Below are 17,370 nucleotides of genomic sequence, written 5' to 3'. Positions count from 1 at the left end.
CACCATCAGGCGCTTGGGATCTTTTCGAGATAGTAGCCAATGCCGCGTGCGGTTCTGACCGTCAGTCCGTAAGGCGCCAGCCGCTTGCGCAGGCGGCTGGCATATTGCTCGATGGCGTTGGCGCTCAGGTCCTCGTCGAAACCGGCAAGCGATTCGATAATAGCTTGCTTGGCCACCACCTTGCCGGCGCGCATGAACAGCGTTTCGAGCAATGCCAGCTCCCGCGCGGGAATGTCGATTGCTGCGCCCTGGGACGAGAAACTGCGCGTGTTGAGGTCGAGCACTACCTCGCCAAAGGCAACGGTGGCTGCCTTGAGGCCTGCGCGACGGCGCAGCAACGTGCGGACCCGCGCCTCCAGTTCGCCCACATCGAAGGGCTTGACCATGTAGTCGTCGGCGCCAAGGTCGAGCCCCTTGACCCTTTCGTCCAGCGAGTGGCGTGCCGACAGGATCAGCACCGCCGCGTCATGCTGGCGGCCGCGCATGGTGCGCAACACCTCGAGACCATCCATCTGGGGCAGGTTAAGGTCGAGAATAACGAGGTCGAACCGCTCGGTGGCAAGTACCGCCACGGCCGACGCACCATCGCCGACCACGTCGACGGCGTAGCCGCTGCCTCTCAGCACGGCTGCGAGCCCATCGGCCAGCGTCTGATTGTCCTCTACCACCAGAATGCGCACTGGGTTCTCCCTGCACGGACGATGCCTATTCGACAGGCAAAGGTCCAGAGCCGCGTCATTTGCGTCCATCGCGTGTCGCCGTTGTACGACCCGCATTGTTGATGCATGGTCTGGCGACCATGCGCTTGGCCATCCTCACCGTTCTGGTTTGTCTTTCGGCGCCCGCGCGGGCCGAGGTCACCCTCTTTCCCGCACTTGACGGCGCTTCGAATGCACGCACGCTGGTCGTCTATTCCTCGCTTGACGCGCCGTTGGCCAAACCGATGATCGACGGCTTCCAGAGGGCCAATCCCGATGTCGCCGTGCGCTACGAGGATTTGCTGACGACCGACATCTATGATCGTGTCGTGGCCGAAACGGACGCCGGCAAGGGCACCGCCGACATTGCTTTTTCCTCGGCCATGGACCTCCAGGTCAAGCTCGCCAATGACGGCTATGCTCAGGAAAGCCGTCTGCCGCTCTCCGATCGATGGCCGCGCTGGGCAAACTGGCGCGACACGGCCTATGCGCTGACCTTCGAGCCCGCGGTGTTCGTCTATCACAAGCCGAGCTTCAAGGACGTTCCGCCGCCGGCCACGCGCGGCCAGTTCGTCGATTTCCTCAGGACCCAGGGCGACAAGGTCTATGGCCGCATCGCCACTTACGACATCGAGCGTTCCGGCGTTGGTTTCATGTTCATGGCGCGCGACCAGGAGCAATATCCGGACATCTGGTCGGTGATCCGCGCCATGGGAGCGGCAGGAGTGAAGCTCTATTCGACCAGCTCCGCCATCCTCGAGCGGATCGCCGATGGCCGCTTTGTGCTTGGCTACAACATCCTGGGTTCTTATGCCGCCGATTGGGCCGCCAGAGATCCCGACGTCGGCATTGTCCTGCCCAAGGACTATACGGTGGTGATGTCGCGCATCGGGCTGGTGCCGACCGGCTCCCACTCACCCGACCTCGGTCGCCGCTATCTTGAATATTTCATGTCCGCGGAAGGACAGACGGTGATGGCGCGCGAACTCGAGATCGCTGCCGTCAATCCAGAGGTATCGGGTGAGAACACGGCAAACAGGATGCAGGAGGTTCTCGGCGCACAATTGCGTCCGGTCCCGGTCAGCCCGGGCCTGATGGTCTATCTCGACCAGGTAAAGCGCATGCGCCTCATCGAACGCTGGAACGCGGCGCTGCGCAGTCCCTGATAGCTCGATATGCCTATCCTGTTGCATCGGTGTCAGTCTGATGTCAGGTTGCCATGCTAGGTAGGTTTTGGCCCATCCGTGGAGGCGGCGAGGCTCGGAAAGTTCGGGAGGACTTCGAACACGTTTCCGCAAAGACTACCGACGGCCGGCACTGCCGCCGTGCAGGTGGTCTGGAAACGCTGCCCATAGTGGCCGGACGCTGAGCCGGCCAGCTCCTTCCTTGTTATTTCGGGACGCTGCCTGACGCGGGCTTCGAAACTGAACAAGCATTTGCCCCGCGCATGCGGGTAGCAAGGGAGGAACGGCAAATGAAGCAATTCGTGTTGGCATCCATCATCGCGGGCGCACTCGCCCTGCCGGCCGCGGCGGCCGACTACAAGATCATGGCTCCCGCAGCCCCCGGCGGCGGTTGGGACCAGACGGCACGCTCGATGCAGACCGCGCTCCAGGACGAAAAGATATCAAGCAGCGTGCAGGTCAACAACGTTCCTGGAGCCGGCGGCACCATCGGCCTCGCGCAGTTCGTCAATCAGGCCAATGGCGATCCGACCCAGCTCATCGTCGGTGGCTATGTCATGGTCGGCGCGATCCTTACCAACGCTTCGCCGGTGACGCTCGACCGGATCACCCCGATCGCCCGCCTGACCGGCGAATATGAAGCGATCGTTGTTCCGGCCGCGTCCGACATCAAGGATATGGCCGGGCTGGTTGCCAAGCTCAAGGCTGATCCGGGCGCGGTCTCCTGGGGCGGCGGTTCTGCCGGAGGGACCGACCACATTGCCGCGGGCCTTCTTGCCAAGGCCGTTGGCGTCGACCCCACCAAGATCAACTACATCGCCTTTTCCGGCGGTGGTGAAGCTCTTGCCGCCATTCTTGGCGGCCAGGTGACGGTCGGCATTTCCGGCTATGGCGAATTCGAATCGCAGATCAAGGCCGGTCAGCTTCGCATCATCGGCATCTCCAGCGAGACCAAGGTCGAAGCCATCGATGCGCCGACCTTCAAGGAAGGTGGTGTGGATGTTTCCATCCAGAACTGGCGTATGGTTGCTGCCGCTCCCGGCCTCTCCGCCGATCAGAAAGCCGCCGTGCTTGCCGACGTCGACAAGATGGTGCAGTCGGCGTCGTGGAAGAAGATTCTCGCCGACAAGGGCTGGGCCAACACCTATCTCGCCGGTGACGAATTCTCCGCCCAGCTCAAGAAGGACACCGAAGCGACGGCGGCGATCCTGAAAGATATCGGTCTGGTGAAATGAGCCAGACGGACCACCAGCAAGCGAAGCGCCGCCCGGATCGGGCGGCGCTTGTCATCGCCGCCGCACTCGCCATCGTGGCCGTGGTGATTGCGTGGAGCACCGCCAGCCACGGTGCCGGGGCCAATTATGCGCGCGTCGGCCCCACGACCTTTCCATACTTCATTGCCGCGGTGTTTCTTGGTCTGTCGATCTGGACGGCTTTCGAGGCCTTTCGCGGCGATTTTCCTGAACGCGAACATCAGGAGATCAGTCCGATCCTGTGGATCGTCGGCGGCCTCTTGGCCCAGATGCTGCTGCTGAAGGTGGCCGGCTTCGCGATTGCCACGGGCCTGCTTTTTGCCGCGACCGCGCGCGCATTCGGCCGTGGCCCGTTGTGGCAGACGATCCCGATCGGCTTCATCCTGTCATTCATCATCTGGATCATCTTCGCCAAGGGGCTGCAGCTTTCGCTGCCTGCCGGCCCGCTTGAGCAGCTGTTCTAGCGATTTTCGTGGGAGTTCAGCCCTGATGGATACGTTCGGTCTGCTGGCGCAAGGGTTGTTGACGGCTCTCCAGCCGATGAACCTGCTTTATGCGCTCATCGGCGTCACGCTCGGCACGGCTGTCGGCGTTCTTCCCGGCATTGGCCCGGCGCTCACCGTGGCGCTGCTTCTGCCCGTTACCTACAAACTGGACCCGGCCGGCTCGCTGATCATGTTTGCCGGCATCTACTATGGCGGCATGTATGGCGGCTCGACGACGTCGATCCTGCTCAACACGCCGGGCGAAAGTGCCTCGATCGTTACCGCGCTGGAAGGCAACAAGATGGCTCGCGCCGGGCGCGGCGGGCCGGCACTGGCGACGGCCGCCATTGGCTCTTTCGTCGCCGGGCTGATTGCCACGATCGGCCTCGCCTTCATCGCGCCAACCATCGTCAAGATGGCGTTGTCGTTCGGTCCGGCCGAATATTTCGCGCTGATGATCCTCGCCTTCATGACCGTTTCGGCGGCCTTCGGCGACTCGACGCTGCGCGGTCTCACCGCGCTGTTCATCGGTCTGGGGCTCGGGTTGATCGGTATTGACCTGCAGACAGGGCAGGCGCGTCTCGCCTTCGGCATTCCCGACCTGCTCGATGGTATCGAGGTGACCACGCTAGCGGTGGCGCTCTTTGCCATCGGCGAAGCACTGAGCGTTGCCGCCGGCAAGAGCAGCAGTTCAACCATACAGGCGGTCAAGGGTTCGGTCTGGATGACCCGCGAGGACTGGCGCCGCTCATGGAAGCCTTGGCTGCGTGGCACCGCCATAGGCTTCCCGATCGGCGCAATGCCGGCTGGTGGCGCCGAAATCGGCACGTTCCTTTCTTACTCGGTGGAAAAGCAGCTTGCGGAAAAACCGGAAGAATTCGGCCACGGCGCGATCGAAGGCGTCGCAGGTCCGGAAGCGGCCAACAACGCTTCGGCCGCCGGCACGCTGGTGCCGTTGCTGACGCTGGGACTGCCGACCACGGCCACGGCCGCGATCATGCTGGCTGGCTTCCAGCAGTTCGGATTGCAGCCGGGCCCGCTGCTGTTCGCCACAAATCCTCAGCTTGTCTGGGGTTTGATTGCCAGCCTGCTCGTTGCCAATCTGATGCTTCTGGTGCTCAACCTGCCGCTGATCGGTGTCTGGATCAAGCTTTTGACGATACCGACACCCTGGCTCTATGCCGGCATCCTGACGTTTGCGACGCTCGGAACGATCGGTGCCAATGCAGCCGTGTCGCAGGTCAACGTCCTGGGTCTGTTCACTTTGCCCGTTTCGTTCGAACTGGGCATGCTTTTGGCGTTCGGCCTGCTCGGCTACGGCCTGCGCCGCTTCGGCTATCCGATTGCGCCGGTTGTGGTGGGATTGATCCTGGGGCCGATGGCGGAGCAGCAACTGCGCCGCGCGCTGGCCATCAGCCAGGGCGATCTGTTGATCCTGGTCGGATCTCCGATCGCGGTGATCCTGTTGCTGCTAGCGGCGACTGCGGTGCTTTTGCCGCTCTATCTGCGAGCCCGTGGCCGGGGCAAGGTTCTGGCTCAGCTTGGCGCCAATGAGGACTGACAGGCTCTAAAAGCGCCGGATTCGGTGGAAATCGCGCGGCTCGATGCCCAGCGCCACCAAGTCCCGATTGTCGGGACGGCGACCGCGCTCAACAGCGGCCGATACGGTAATTGCACTGCCAAACAGGCGGATCAGTTCGCCAATAGCGCCAAACGGCTTGTAGGTATTCATTTGTTTTCTTCCTTGCTGCCGTGCATCATCGAAATTGCACGGCTTGGTGGACATAGGTACTGGAAAGACAGCCGGTTAGTGGCGCAACTGCATGCTTGCCATGCGCGTGCTGCAACAGTCGGTTGAATTCCGTTCGGGGGGCGCCGCCGCCTACGGGACTTGAAAGGCGCGCCACCTTCGTTTATATCAGCTTCAAATTCTTGGTCGGTATGACGAAGAGTGGGTCCACCCGGTCCCGCTCTTTTTTATTACCTGCCGATAGCTTCGAATCGAACGACAGGGATCGAATGACTGCAACGGCAAGCGAGGGCGACGATCGCATCATCCGCGAGAGCGGCATCGATGCGCGCATCGCGTTGATCGTCCAGCCGGTGCTGCGCGCGATCGGCTTCCGCCTTGTGCGGGTGCATCTGTCGGGCCAGAACGGGCTGACGCTGCAGATCATGGCCGAGCGCGAGGACGGCACCATGACCGTCGAGGATTGCGAAGAGGTCAGCCGCGCGGTGTCGCCGGCGCTCGATGTCGATGATCCGATCGAAAAGGCCTATCATCTCGAGGTCTCGTCGCCCGGTATCGACCGGCCATTGGTCCGCAAGTCTGATTTCGCGACGTGGACGGGTCATCTGGTCAAGATGGAAACATCGATCATTGTCGCCGATCGCAAGCGGTTCAAGGGCAAGATCGTCGAGGCCGGTGAAAATGACGTGCTGATCGAGCGCGACAAGGCCGCCTATGGCGAAGAGCCGACGGTGCGCGTACCTTACGATGCGATCGCCGAAACCCGGTTGATCCTGACCGACGATCTCATCCGTGACGCGCTGTCGAAGGACAACAGGGCGCGCAAGGAAGCGAAGAAACGCCGCGGCGAGCCGGAAGACGAGGCGCCAGAGGGCGCGGAAAACGAAACCGAACAGGAAATGTGATTGGGCTGCCGGGCGTAAAAGCTCGGCAACAAGCTCGGGAGAAAAAACATGGTTGTAAGCGCCAACAGGCTTGAACTGCTGCAGATCGCCGATGCGGTCGCGCGTGAAAAGTCGATCGACAAGTCGATCGTCATCGCCGCCATGGCCGATGCGATCCAGAAGGCAGCGCGTTCGCGTTACGGCCAGGAGACCAACATCCGTGCCGACATCAATCCCAACACCGGCGAGATGAAGCTGCAGCGGCTGATGGAAGTGGTCGAGAAGGTCGATGACTACGCCACGCAGATCGCCATATCCTCGGCGCGTGAGCGCAATCCCGACGCCCAGCTCGGCGACTTCATCGCCGAACAGCTGCCGCCGATGGATTTCGGCCGCATCGCCGCCCAGTCGGCCAAGCAGGTCATCGTGCAGAAGGTGCGCGAGGCAGAGCGCGACCGCCAGTACGACGAATACAAGGACCGCATCGGCGAAATCGTCAACGGCACGGTCAAGCGCGTCGAATACGGCAATGTCATTGTCGATCTTGGCCGTGGCGAGGCGATCATCCGTCGCGACGAGCTGATCCCGCGCGAGAACTACAAATATGGCGATCGCGTCCGCGCCTATGTCTACGATGTGCGTCGCGAGCAGCGCGGCCCGCAGATATTCCTGTCGCGCACCCATCCGCAGTTCATGGCGAAGCTGTTCACCATGGAAGTGCCTGAGATCTATGACGGCATCATTGAGATCAAGTCGGTCGCCCGCGACCCGGGCTCGCGTGCCAAGATCGCCGTCATCTCGCGGGACTCATCGATCGATCCGGTCGGCGCCTGCGTCGGCATGCGCGGCAGCCGCGTCCAGGCGGTCGTCGGCGAATTGCAGGGTGAGAAGATCGACATCATTCCGTGGTCGCCTTCGGCCGCGTCCTTCATCGTCAACGCGCTGCAGCCGGCCGAAGTCGCCAAGGTCGTGCTCGACGAGGATGCCGAACGCATTGAGGTCGTGGTTCCCGACGACCAGCTGTCGCTGGCCATCGGCCGCCGCGGCCAGAACGTGCGGCTCGCCTCGCAGCTCACCGGCTGGGATATCGACATCCTGACCGAGGCTGAAGAATCCGAGCGCCGCCAGAAGGAATTTGTCGAGCGATCGTCGCTGTTCATGGAAGCTCTCGACGTCGACGAGATGGTCGGCCAGGTGCTGGCCTCCGAAGGCTTCACCAGCGTCGAGGAAGTCGCCTATGTCGATGCCGGCGAGATCGCCTCGATCGATGGCTTCGACGACGACACCGCTTCGGAGATCCAGACCCGCGCCCGCGAGTATCTGGAGAAGATCGAGGCCGAGCACGACGACAAGCGCAAGGCGCTGGGCGTCAAGGACGAGTTGCGCGAAATCCCCGGCATCACCACCGCCATGATGGTGACCCTCGGCGAGGACGGCATCAAGACGATCGAGGATTTCGCTGGCTACGCGGCCGACGACCTGACCGGCTGGAAGGAACGCAAGGACGGCGAGACAAAGGTATTTCCGGGTGTGCTCGCCAGCCATGGCGTGACGCGCGCCGATGCCGAGCAGATGGTTCTGGCTGCCCGCCTCAAGGCTGGCTGGATCACCGAAGACGAGCTTGCAGCCGAAGAAGAAACGGCTGACGAAGCCGTTGGTGCGTGAGGTGAAACCGCATCGCACCGAACCCGCCCTTGGACGAGATGAACGATCGCACCTGCATCGTCACCCGCAGGCAGGCCGAACCGGATGAACTGATCCGGTTCGTCGTCGGCCCGGATTCGGCCGTCGTTCCAGACATCAAGAGAAATCTGCCCGGCCGTGGTTGCTGGGTGAGCGCCGACCGCCTACATATCGACAAGGCTGCGGCGAAAAACCTCTTTGCGCGCGCCTTCAAGGCACAGGTGGTCGTGCCGCCCGATCTTGGCGGCATGGTTGACGGGCTGCTCTCCAAATACGCCTTGGGCATGCTGGGGCTTGCACGCAAGGCAGGCGCAATTTCGCTTGGCGCCACCAAGGTGGAGAGCGCGGTGCGCGGCGGGCTGGCGCTTTTCGTGCTCCATGCGGCCGAGGCATCCGAAGACGGCGTACGCAAGATCAGCCAGGCGCGGCGGGCGACAGTCCATCTCGGCGGGCCTGCTATCCTTGCCTACAAACTTTTCTCCGAGGCCGAGTTGAGCTTGGCATTGGGGGGTACAAATGTGATACATGCTGCCGTTCTCGCGGGAGACGCGGGCAGGGCGGTCCAGAAGCGCATGGTTGCGCTCGACCGGTATCGGGGCGGTTCCCCGGACGATCTGGCAATGCTTGCGGCTGTTGCTGACGAAGATGATGCCGCAGAGGATATGGAATGAGCGATACGAAATCGGGTGACGACAATACGCTGAGTGTGACGCCGAAGAAGACCTTGACGCTGAAGCGCCCCGGTATGGAACAGGGGACTGTGCGCCAGAACTTCTCGCACGGCCGCACCAAGCAGGTCGTCGTCGAAACCAAGAAGCGCAAGTTCTCGATGCCCGGCGACAAGCCGGAGCCTGTTGCCGCACCGGTGTTCACGCCGAAGCCGCCGGTCGTGGCAGCGCCCGTCGTGCAGGAAGCGCCCAAGGCGCCGCCGCCACCGCCGCAGCCTCCGGTCGAGCGCAGCGGCATGGTGCTGAACGAACTGTCGCGCAGTGAAATGGAAGCGCGCCGCAGGGCGCTTGAAGGCTCGAAGGTGCGTGAGGTCGAGGACCGTCAGCGCGCCGCCGAGGACGCCAAGCGCCGCGCCGAGGACGAAGAACGCCGCAAGCGCGAACGCGAGGAATCCGCCCGCCGCCAGGCCGAGGAAGAGGCGCGGTTGCAGGCCGAGGCCGAGTCCCGCCGTCGGGCCGAGGAAGAGGCACGCCGCCGTGCGCCGCTGGCCGCTGAACTGGCGACTGTTGACGACGAGGAAGAGGTCAAGCCGAAGCGGACTGGCGCCGGTGCGCCGGTGCGCCGTCTGGTCACGCCCGAAGTGGCGCGCCCGGCCAAGCCGACCAAGAGCGAGGAAGACCGCCGCCGGGGCAAGCTGACGCTGAATTCAGCATTGTCCGACGAAGACGCGCGGGCTCGTTCGCTGTCGTCGATGCGTCGCCGCCAGGAGAAATTCAAGCGCGCGATGCACAATGAGCCTCGCGAGAAAGTCATGCGCGAAGTGATCCTGCCAGAAACCATTACCATCCAGGAACTTGCGCAACGCATGTCCGAGCGCGCCGTCGACCTGGTCAAGTTCTTCATGAAGCAGGGCCAGATCCTGAAGCCGGGCGACGTCATCGACGCCGACACGGCCGAGCTGGTCGCCACCGAATTCGGCCACACGGTTCGCCGCGTCGCCGAGTCCGACATCGAGGAAGGCCTGTTCAACATCGCTGACAATGCCGAGGACCTGGTGTCGCGGCCGCCTGTGGTGACGATCATGGGCCACGTCGATCACGGCAAGACCTCGCTGCTCGACGCCATCCGCAACGCCAATGTCGTGTCCGGCGAGGCCGGCGGCATCACCCAGCACATCGGTGCCTATCAGGTCGAGAAGAATGGTCACAAGATCACCTTCATCGACACGCCCGGCCACGCCGCCTTCACCGCAATGCGCGCCCGCGGCGCCCGGGCAACCGACATCGCCATCCTGGTGGTGGCGGCCGACGACAGCGTGATGCCGCAGACGATCGAGTCCATCAGCCATGCCAAGGCGGCCGGCGTTCCGATCATCGTGGCGATCAACAAGATCGATAAGCATGATGCCGATCCGCAGAAGGTGCGTTCGGAACTGTTGCGCCACGAGGTTTTCGTCGAATCGATGGGCGGTGAAGTGCTGGACGTCGAAGTGTCGGCGACCAAGGGCACCAATCTCGACAAGCTGCTCGAGGCGATCCTGCTGCAGGCCGAAATTCTCGACCTGAAGGCCAATCCGGACCGCACCGCCGAGGGTGTTGTCATCGAAGCTCAGCTTGACAAGGGCCGTGGCCCGGTTGCCACCGTGCTGGTGCAGACCGGCACGCTGATGCCGGGTGATATCCTTGTCGCCGGCAACGAATGGGGCCGGGTGCGTGCGCTGGTTAACGATCGTGGCGTGCAGATCAAGGAAGCGCCGCCGGCGATGCCGGTCGAAGTGCTTGGCCTGCAAGGCACGCCGCAGGCCGGCGACCGCTTTGCCGTGGTCAACAACGAGGCCCGTGCCCGCGAAATCACCGAGTACCGCCAGCGTCTGGCGCGTGAGAAGGCGGTTGCCAAGCATGCCGGCCAGCGCGGGTCGCTCGAGCAGATGATGTCGCAATTGCAGACGAGCGGACTGAAGGAATTCCCGCTGGTCATCAAGGGCGACGTGCAGGGCTCGATCGAGGCGATCAACGCGGCGCTGGACAAGCTCGGCACCGACGAGGTGCGTGCGCGCATCGTTCATGCCGGCGCCGGCGCCATCACCGAAAGCGACGTGTCGCTGGCGGAGACTTCGGGTGCGGCGATCATCGGCTTCAATGTCCGCGCCAACGTCCAGGCGCGTGCCGCTGCCGCGGCTGCGGGCATCGAGATCCGCTACTACTCGATCATCTACAATCTCGTGGATGACGTGAAGGCGGCTCTGTCGGGCCTGTTGTCGCCGGAACGCCGCGAGACTTTCATCGGCAATGCGCAGATTCTCGAGATCTTCGACATCACCAAGGTCGGCAAGATCGCCGGCTGCCGTGTCACCGAAGGCAAGGTCGAGCGTGGCGCGGGCGTGCGCCTGATCCGCGACAACGTCGTCATCCACGAAGGCACGCTGAAGACGCTGAAGCGCTTCAAGGACGAGGTTTCGGAAGTTCCAGGCGGCCAGGAGTGCGGCATGGCCTTCCAGAACTACGAGGACATGCGTGTCGGCGACGTCATCGAGTGCTTCCGCGTCGAGATGGTGACCCGGACGCTGTAAGGCGCTTTCGTCGCCGACATGAGCCAGGACGCTCCAAATTTGGAAAGTATGCTCCCGCTATGGGAGTTTACTTTCCAAACAAATGATAAGCGGCTCAAAGATGCCGCAAGTTCGTTTCGCGACCTGCGGTATGGTCGATCCAGGCGTTGGATCCTGACAGGAATTGCTTGGCTGATTTTGATAGCCATAATTTTTTTGGTTATTTGGGCTTCTGCGTCAATCGTCGCGATGTTGGAATACTTCGTACAGGATATCATCTCCGCCGAGGCCGTTTCTGTTTTGGCGCCAATGGCCATGGGAGCTTTATATCTGCTGATAGTCCGCAGTATTGGCGGATATTTTAGAAAGAAGAAAAAGGCCAATGAAGTTGGTGATGTCGTCGATTCAGTAAGGATTTTCGACACGCGTGTTGTTGAGTTCTCTGACAAGGATTCGACCAAAAAAAGAAAGATAGAACGGGTGTCCTTTAGCCGCGATTACCTATTTCTCACAATAGACAGCGGCAAGCGTTTTGTTTTCGTTCCAAGGGAAGTTGTTGCCGTGGACACCCTCCAGAAAATAGGCAGCTGGGCAGCTGAGGCTCGGCTATAGAATGGCGACCGGCTAAGACAATTACCCAGAGTAGCCAAACCTGCTCAACAGCGTTAAGTGGACGGTTTGAGGCGGTTCGAACCCGCGCGCGAAGAAAAGAGATTTCCATGCCTAGACCAACAACCGCTGGCCCAACCCAGCGCATGCTGCGTGTCGCCGAACAGGTGCGCCATGCGCTGTCCGAAACCTTGCAGCGCGGTGAGATCATCGATCCGCTGATCGAGAATACCGTGATTTCGGTCTCGGAAGTGCGTATGTCTACCGATCTGAGGGTCGCCACCGCTTTCGTTTCGCCACTCGGCGCCAAGGACACCGGAGCGGTGGTCGAGGCGCTCAACAAGCATGCGAAATTCGTGCGTGGCCGCGTGTCCGGGGCGCTGCGGCAGATGAAGTTCATGCCGGAGTTCCGCTTCAAGCTCGACACCTCCTTCGACAATTTCGCCAGGATCAATGATCTCCTCAAGTCGCCCGAAGTGGCGCGCGATCTGGGCCCGGACGACCAAGCCGATCAAAACAAAGACGACAACAAGGACACCGAATAGTGGCGCGTCGCGGCAAGAAGAAGGGCCGTCCGATCTCGGGCTGGCTGGTGCTGGACAAGCCGGTCGGAATGGGTTCGACCGAAGCCGTCTCCAAGATCAAGTGGCTGTTCCAGGCGGACAAGGCCGGCCATGCCGGCACGCTCGATCCGCTGGCTTCCGGCATGCTGCCTATCGCGCTCGGCGAAGCCACCAAGACCGTGCCTTACGTGCAGGACGGCGCCAAGATCTATCGTTTCACCGTTGCCTGGGGGCAGGAGCGTTCGACCGACGACCTCGAGGGTCCGGTAAGCAAGGACTCTGACCAGCGTCCGTCGGAGGCCGAGGTGTTGGCGCTGCTGCCGAAATACACCGGCGTCATCATGCAGACGCCACCACAATTCTCGGCCATCAAGATCGCCGGCGAGCGCGCCTATGACCTGGCCCGCGAGGGCGAGACGGTCGACATCCCGCCGCGCGAGGTCGAGATAGGCCGTCTCGATCTTGTCGAGCACCATGCCGACCACACTGTTTTCGAGGTCGAGTGCGGCAAGGGCACGTATGTGCGTTCGCTGGCCCGCGACATGGGCCGCGATCTCGGCTGTTTCGGCCATATTTCCGAACTGCGCCGGGTCGAGGTCGAGCCGTTTACCCCGGAAGACTTCGTCACCATCGCCGAGCTGGAAGCCGCTCGCTTCGGTGACAAGGGCGGCGAAGGTTCGGAAACGGTCGATGACGTGGAAAAGCCGGTCGATTTCGGTGCGATCGACGCGCTGCTGGTCGACACGTCGGCCGCGCTAGACTGTCTGCCGCAGATCGCCATCAGCGACGATGCGGCGACAAGGATTCGCCTCGGCAATCCGGTCATCATTCGCGGGCGCGATGCGCCGGTCGAAGCGGAAGAAGCCTGCGCCACCGCACGCGGCAAGCTGGTCGCCATCGGTGCGATCGAGCAAGGCATGTTCAAGCCCAAGCGGGTCTTTGCCGGGTGACGGCGCTCGTCTAGTTTCTTTCGACACGACGCGCGAGGGGATCCATGACAAAGGCTGAGACGGTCAAGAAGCGGGCGCCCGTGAGGACGCGGCGGCCACCGGTCGGCGCGTCGCCCGGCACGCTGATCGCCGACCCGGCGGCGCGGCGCTCGGAATTGCGGCTGACCCTGATCTCGCCGCAAAAGTTCAAGACCATCGACAACGCCAGCATCGACGACGTCGCCGCTAATTGCGAAAAATGGCCGATCATCTGGCTCGATTGTACCGGACTCGCCAACATTTCACTGATCGAGGAGATCGGCCGCATTTTCAGCCTGCACCCGCTGGCGCTGGAAGACGTCGTCAACACTGGCCAGCGGCCGAAGGTGGATTTCTTCGAGGACCATGCCTTCGTCGTCGTCAGGATGATCGACGACGTCACCGCGCACCGCTACGAGCAGATCGCCGTTTTCTTCGGCAAGGGTTTCGTCGTCACTTTCCAGGAACGTGAAGGCGATCCGTTCGATCCGGTGCGCAAGCGCATAGAGAGCTCGGCGCCCAACCGGCTGCGCGCGCGTGGCGCCGATTATCTTGCCTACGCGCTGATCGATGCCATTGTGGACAGCTATTTCCCGCCAATCGAGACTGCCGGCGACCTGGTCGACAGCATCGAGGACGAGATGATGAATATGCCGCACAAGCATCAGATGCGGCAGCTGCACGAATTGCGGCGCGACGCCAATGTGTTGAAGGGCGTGCTGTGGCCGATGCGCGATGCGCTGGCGACCCTGATCCGCAACGACGTGCCCTACGTGAAGGCCGAGACCAAGGTCTTCCTCAACGACACGCTCGATCACTCGCTGCGGCTGATCGAATTGGTGGAAACCCAGCGCGACATGCTGACCGGCCTGATCGAGATGCATCTGTCGCTGAGCCAGGCGCGCACCAATGATGTCATCAGCTACCTGACCATCGTCTCCGTCATCTTCATGCCGTTGACCTTCCTGGTCGGCGTGTGGGGCATGAATTTCAGTCCCGACGCCTCGCCATGGAACATGCCGGAGCTGCGATCCTACTACGGTTATCCGGCCGCACTCGTCTTCATGCTGGTTGTCGCGATCGGGCTGATCGCCTTCTTCAGATGGAAGAAGTGGCTCTAGCCGCGGCGAAAGTCTTCTTTTGGACCACAAAAGCTGCGACGAAGCCGGCTTGTGAATTGGGCTGGTGTTTTCCGGGGAATTGCACTATATGCGCCGCAGCATCGCGCCCTGACGCGTTGCGTGCACCGGCCCCTGCTGGACGACATCCCGGCTGAGGGCGACCCGTTTCCTCAAACAGATAAGGAAAAACACGATGTCGATTACTGCCGAGCGCAAAAAGGAATTGATGGGTGAATTCGCAACCGCCAAGGGCGATACCGGGTCTCCGGAAGTCCAGGTGGCCATCCTTTCCGAGCGCATCAAGAACCTGACCGACCATTTCAAGGACCACAAGAAGGATAACCATTCCCGCCGTGGTCTGCTCGCTCTCGTCTCCCAGCGCCGCAGCCTGCTTGATTATCTCAAGCGCAAGGACGACGCGCGCTATCAGACGCTGATCGAGAAGCTCGGTCTGCGCCGTTGACGAATTGACCGGCGGGCTTTCTTCGGAGGGCCCGCCGGTCGCGCATTCTGCCAGTCGTATCGATTGGCCAGACCCGGTTTCGAGCGTGCAGAGGGCCACTCGAAACCGCCCATGGACGGTCATGGGGCAGGATTGCAGGACGCTCGCGCGCGCTCGCCGCGCCGAAATTACCCGAGCTTCCCGTTGTCTTGCCCGTGGCTGCCCGAGAAAGGAAGCCAGGGAAAGGGCATCCGCGCACCGTGAAACGGCGCGGCCCTTTCCGCTTATTAAGGACAAGACATGTTCAATTACCACAAAGTGGAAATCGAATGGGGCGGCCGTCCGCTCATCCTCGAAACCGGCAAGATCGCGCGCCAGGCTGACGGCGCGGTGCTCGCCACCTACGGCGAGACCAAGGTTCTCGCCACCGTCGTTTCGATGAAGGAGCCGAAGCCCGGCCTCGATTTCTTCCCGCTGACCGTCAACTACCAGGAAAAGACCTACGCCGCCGGCAAGATCCCGGGCGGCTATTTCAAGCGCGAAGGTCGTCCGAGCGAAAAGGAAACGCTGGTTTCCCGCCTGATCGACCGCCCGATCCGCCCGCTGTTCGCAGCAGGCTACAAGAACGACACCCAGATCGTCGTCACCGTCGTTCAGCATGACCTCGAGAACGATCCCGACATCCTGTCGATCGTTGCCACCTCGGCGGCGCTGACCCTGTCGGGCGTGCCGTTTATGGGCCCGGTCGGCGGTGCCCGCGTTGGTTACATCAACGGCGAATATGTGCTCAACCCGCATGTCGACGAGATGCAGGAATCGAAACTCGACCTCGTCGTCGCCGGCACGGCCGACGCCGTGCTGATGGTCGAGTCCGAAGCCAAGGAACTCGGCGAAGAGCTGATGCTCGGTGCCGTCATGTTCGGCCACAAGGGCTTCCAGCCGGTGATCGACGCCATCATCAAGCTGGCCGAAGTTGCCGCCAAGGAGCCGCGCGACTTCACCGCGCCGGACTATTCCGTGCTTGAAGCCGAGATGCTGAAGATCGTCGAAGGCGAACTTCGCGACGCTTACAAGAACGTCGACAAGCAGAAGCGCTACGCCGCCGTCGACGCCGTCAAGGCCAAGGTCAAGGCCGCGTTTGCGCCGGCTGAAGGCGAAGAAGCCAAGTACACCTCCGAGCAGATCGGCGCCGTGTTCAAGGAACTCCAGGCCAAGGTCGTGCGCTGGAACATCCTCGACACCGGCTCGCGCATCGATGGCCGCGATCTCAAGACGGTCCGCAAGATCGTCTCGGAAGTCGGCGTCCTGCCGCGTACCCATGGTTCGGCGCTGTTCACCCGCGGCGAGACCCAGGCACTGGTCGTTGCCACGCTCGGCACCGGCGAGGACGAGCAGTATGTCGATTCGCTGACCGGCATGTACAAGGAGAAGTTCCTCCTGCACTACAACTTCCCTCCCTATTCCGTCGGTGAGACCGGCCGCATGGGGTCGCCGGGCCGCCGCGAAATCGGCCACGGCAAGCTTGCCCGGCGCGCCATCCGCCCGATGCTGCCGAGCGCTGACCAGTTCCCCTACACGCTGCGTGTCGTCTCGGAGATCACCGAGTCCAACGGCTCCTCCTCGATGGCCACCGTCTGCGGCACCTCGCTGGCGCTGATGGATGCGGGCGTTCCGCTGGCCAAGCCGGTCGCCGGCATCGCCATGGGCCTGATCAAGGAAGGCGAGCGCTTCGCCGTGCTCTCCGACATCCTTGGCGACGAGGATCACCTCGGCGACATGGACTTCAAGGTCGCCGGCACCGCCAACGGCATCACCTCGCTGCAGATGGACATCAAGATCGAGGGCATCACCGAGGAGATCATGAAGATCGCGCTGGACCAGGCCAAGGACGGCCGCCAGCATATCCTCGGCGAAATGGCTCATGCCCTGACCGGCGCCCGCCCCGAACTCGGCGAATTCGCGCCGCGCATCGAGGTCATGCATATCCCGACCGACAAGATCCGCGACGTGATTGGTTCGGGCGGCAAGGTCATCCGCGAGATCGTCGAGAAGACCGGCGCCAAGATCAACATCGAGGATGACGGCACGGTCAAGATCGCTTCGTCTAACGCCAAGGAGATCGAGGCGGCCAAGAAGTGGATCCACACCATCGTCGCCGAGCCGGAAGTCGGCGAGATTTACGAAGGCACGGTCGTCAAGACCGCCGACTTCGGCGCTTTCGTCAACTTCTTCGGTCCGCGTGACGGCCTCGTCCACATCTCGCAGCTTGCCAATGACCGGGTCGCCAAGACCTCGGACGTTGTCAAGGAAGGCGACAAGGTCTGGGTCAAGCTGATGGGCTTCGACGAGCGCGGCAAGGTTCGCCTGTCGATGAAGGTCGTCGACCAGGCCACCGGCAAGGAACTCGCTCGCGACAAGAAGACCGAAGGCGAAGAAAACGCCGCCTGATCGGTCCGGCCAGTAAATCAAAACGGGCGCGCCGGTAGGTCGCGCCCGTTTTCATTTGAAGGAAC

Annotated in this window: 16 protein-coding genes; 14 read left to right on the top strand and 2 right to left on the bottom strand. The window is 62.3% G+C overall.

Annotated elements, in window-relative coordinates:
* Positions 1-5 precede the first annotated feature (5 nt).
* Positions 6-680, bottom strand: a complete 675-nt coding sequence (locus tag AC56QQ_RS33640) for a response regulator transcription factor (protein WP_489859280.1) — start codon at positions 678-680, stop codon at positions 6-8.
* 119 nt (positions 681-799) lie between these two features.
* On the opposite strand from AC56QQ_RS33640, the gene AC56QQ_RS33635 reads away from it, so the two are divergent.
* The 4 genes from AC56QQ_RS33635 (at position 800) to AC56QQ_RS33620 (ending at position 5,181) form a co-directional block, all read left to right on the top strand.
* Positions 800-1,864: an ABC transporter substrate-binding protein gene (locus AC56QQ_RS33635; protein WP_497124866.1), complete on the top strand. Its 1,065-nt coding sequence runs from the start codon at positions 800-802 to the stop codon at positions 1,862-1,864.
* A 308-nt stretch (positions 1,865-2,172) separates the two neighbouring features.
* The gene (locus AC56QQ_RS33630; protein WP_497124865.1) at positions 2,173-3,117 is read left to right on the top strand and encodes a Bug family tripartite tricarboxylate transporter substrate binding protein; all 945 of its coding nucleotides are present in this window, start codon (positions 2,173-2,175) and stop codon (positions 3,115-3,117) included.
* On the top strand, positions 3,114-3,599 hold the full coding sequence (locus AC56QQ_RS33625) for a tripartite tricarboxylate transporter TctB family protein (RefSeq protein ID WP_497124864.1): 486 nt from the start codon (positions 3,114-3,116) through the stop codon (positions 3,597-3,599). Before AC56QQ_RS33630 ends, AC56QQ_RS33625 begins: the two co-directional genes overlap by 4 nt.
* Before the next feature lie 25 nt (positions 3,600-3,624).
* Complete coding sequence (locus AC56QQ_RS33620; protein ID WP_489859283.1) at positions 3,625-5,181, top strand: tripartite tricarboxylate transporter permease; 1,557 nt, start codon at positions 3,625-3,627, stop codon at positions 5,179-5,181.
* 6 nt (positions 5,182-5,187) lie between these two features.
* On the opposite strand, the gene AC56QQ_RS33615 is transcribed toward AC56QQ_RS33620, so the two are convergent.
* On the bottom strand, positions 5,188-5,352 hold the full coding sequence (locus tag AC56QQ_RS33615; RefSeq protein WP_256748942.1) for a hypothetical protein: 165 nt from the start codon (positions 5,350-5,352) through the stop codon (positions 5,188-5,190).
* Positions 5,353-5,639: 287 nt separating this feature from the next.
* Between AC56QQ_RS33615 and rimP the strand changes: the two genes are divergently transcribed.
* The 10 genes from rimP to pnp all read left to right on the top strand — a co-directional run bounded on the left by rimP (position 5,640) and on the right by pnp (position 17,305).
* The gene (gene rimP / locus AC56QQ_RS33610) at positions 5,640-6,275 is read left to right on the top strand and encodes a ribosome maturation factor RimP (protein WP_256748941.1); all 636 of its coding nucleotides are present in this window, start codon (positions 5,640-5,642) and stop codon (positions 6,273-6,275) included.
* A 48-nt stretch (positions 6,276-6,323) separates the two neighbouring features.
* The gene (gene nusA / locus AC56QQ_RS33605) at positions 6,324-7,919 is read left to right on the top strand and encodes a transcription termination factor NusA (protein ID WP_497124863.1); all 1,596 of its coding nucleotides are present in this window, start codon (positions 6,324-6,326) and stop codon (positions 7,917-7,919) included.
* 38 nt (positions 7,920-7,957) lie between these two features.
* Positions 7,958-8,608 carry an RNA-binding protein gene (locus AC56QQ_RS33600; protein WP_497129216.1) on the top strand — a complete coding sequence of 217 codons (651 nt, stop codon included), beginning with the start codon at positions 7,958-7,960 and terminating at the stop codon, positions 8,606-8,608.
* On the top strand, positions 8,605-11,175 hold the full coding sequence (gene infB, locus AC56QQ_RS33595; RefSeq protein WP_497124862.1) for a translation initiation factor IF-2: 2,571 nt from the start codon (positions 8,605-8,607) through the stop codon (positions 11,173-11,175). The genes AC56QQ_RS33600 and infB overlap by 4 nt, the downstream gene beginning before the upstream one ends.
* An 18-nt stretch (positions 11,176-11,193) precedes the next feature.
* The gene (locus AC56QQ_RS33590) at positions 11,194-11,766 is read left to right on the top strand and encodes a hypothetical protein (protein WP_497124860.1); all 573 of its coding nucleotides are present in this window, start codon (positions 11,194-11,196) and stop codon (positions 11,764-11,766) included.
* Between the two features lie 107 nt (positions 11,767-11,873).
* Positions 11,874-12,308, top strand: coding sequence for a 30S ribosome-binding factor RbfA (gene rbfA / locus AC56QQ_RS33585; RefSeq protein ID WP_497124859.1), 435 nt, complete (start codon positions 11,874-11,876; stop codon positions 12,306-12,308).
* Positions 12,308-13,276: a tRNA pseudouridine(55) synthase TruB gene (gene truB, locus AC56QQ_RS33580; protein WP_497124858.1), complete on the top strand. Its 969-nt coding sequence runs from the start codon at positions 12,308-12,310 to the stop codon at positions 13,274-13,276. The genes rbfA and truB overlap by 1 nt, the downstream gene beginning before the upstream one ends.
* A 44-nt stretch (positions 13,277-13,320) precedes the next feature.
* Positions 13,321-14,415, top strand: a complete 1,095-nt coding sequence (gene corA, locus AC56QQ_RS33575; protein ID WP_497124856.1) for a magnesium/cobalt transporter CorA — start codon at positions 13,321-13,323, stop codon at positions 14,413-14,415.
* 193 nt (positions 14,416-14,608) lie between these two features.
* The gene (gene rpsO, locus AC56QQ_RS33570) at positions 14,609-14,878 is read left to right on the top strand and encodes a 30S ribosomal protein S15 (RefSeq protein ID WP_006337962.1); all 270 of its coding nucleotides are present in this window, start codon (positions 14,609-14,611) and stop codon (positions 14,876-14,878) included.
* Positions 14,879-15,157: 279 nt separating this feature from the next.
* Positions 15,158-17,305 (top strand): polyribonucleotide nucleotidyltransferase, encoded by a 2,148-nt coding sequence (gene pnp / locus AC56QQ_RS33565; protein ID WP_497124855.1) that lies wholly within the window; start codon positions 15,158-15,160, stop codon positions 17,303-17,305.
* The last annotated feature ends 65 nt before the right edge of the window (positions 17,306-17,370 follow it).

The sequence above is a fragment of the Mesorhizobium sp. RCAM 05099 genome (assembly GCF_059683685.1).
This window is presented reverse-complemented; position numbering and strand designations above follow the sequence as displayed.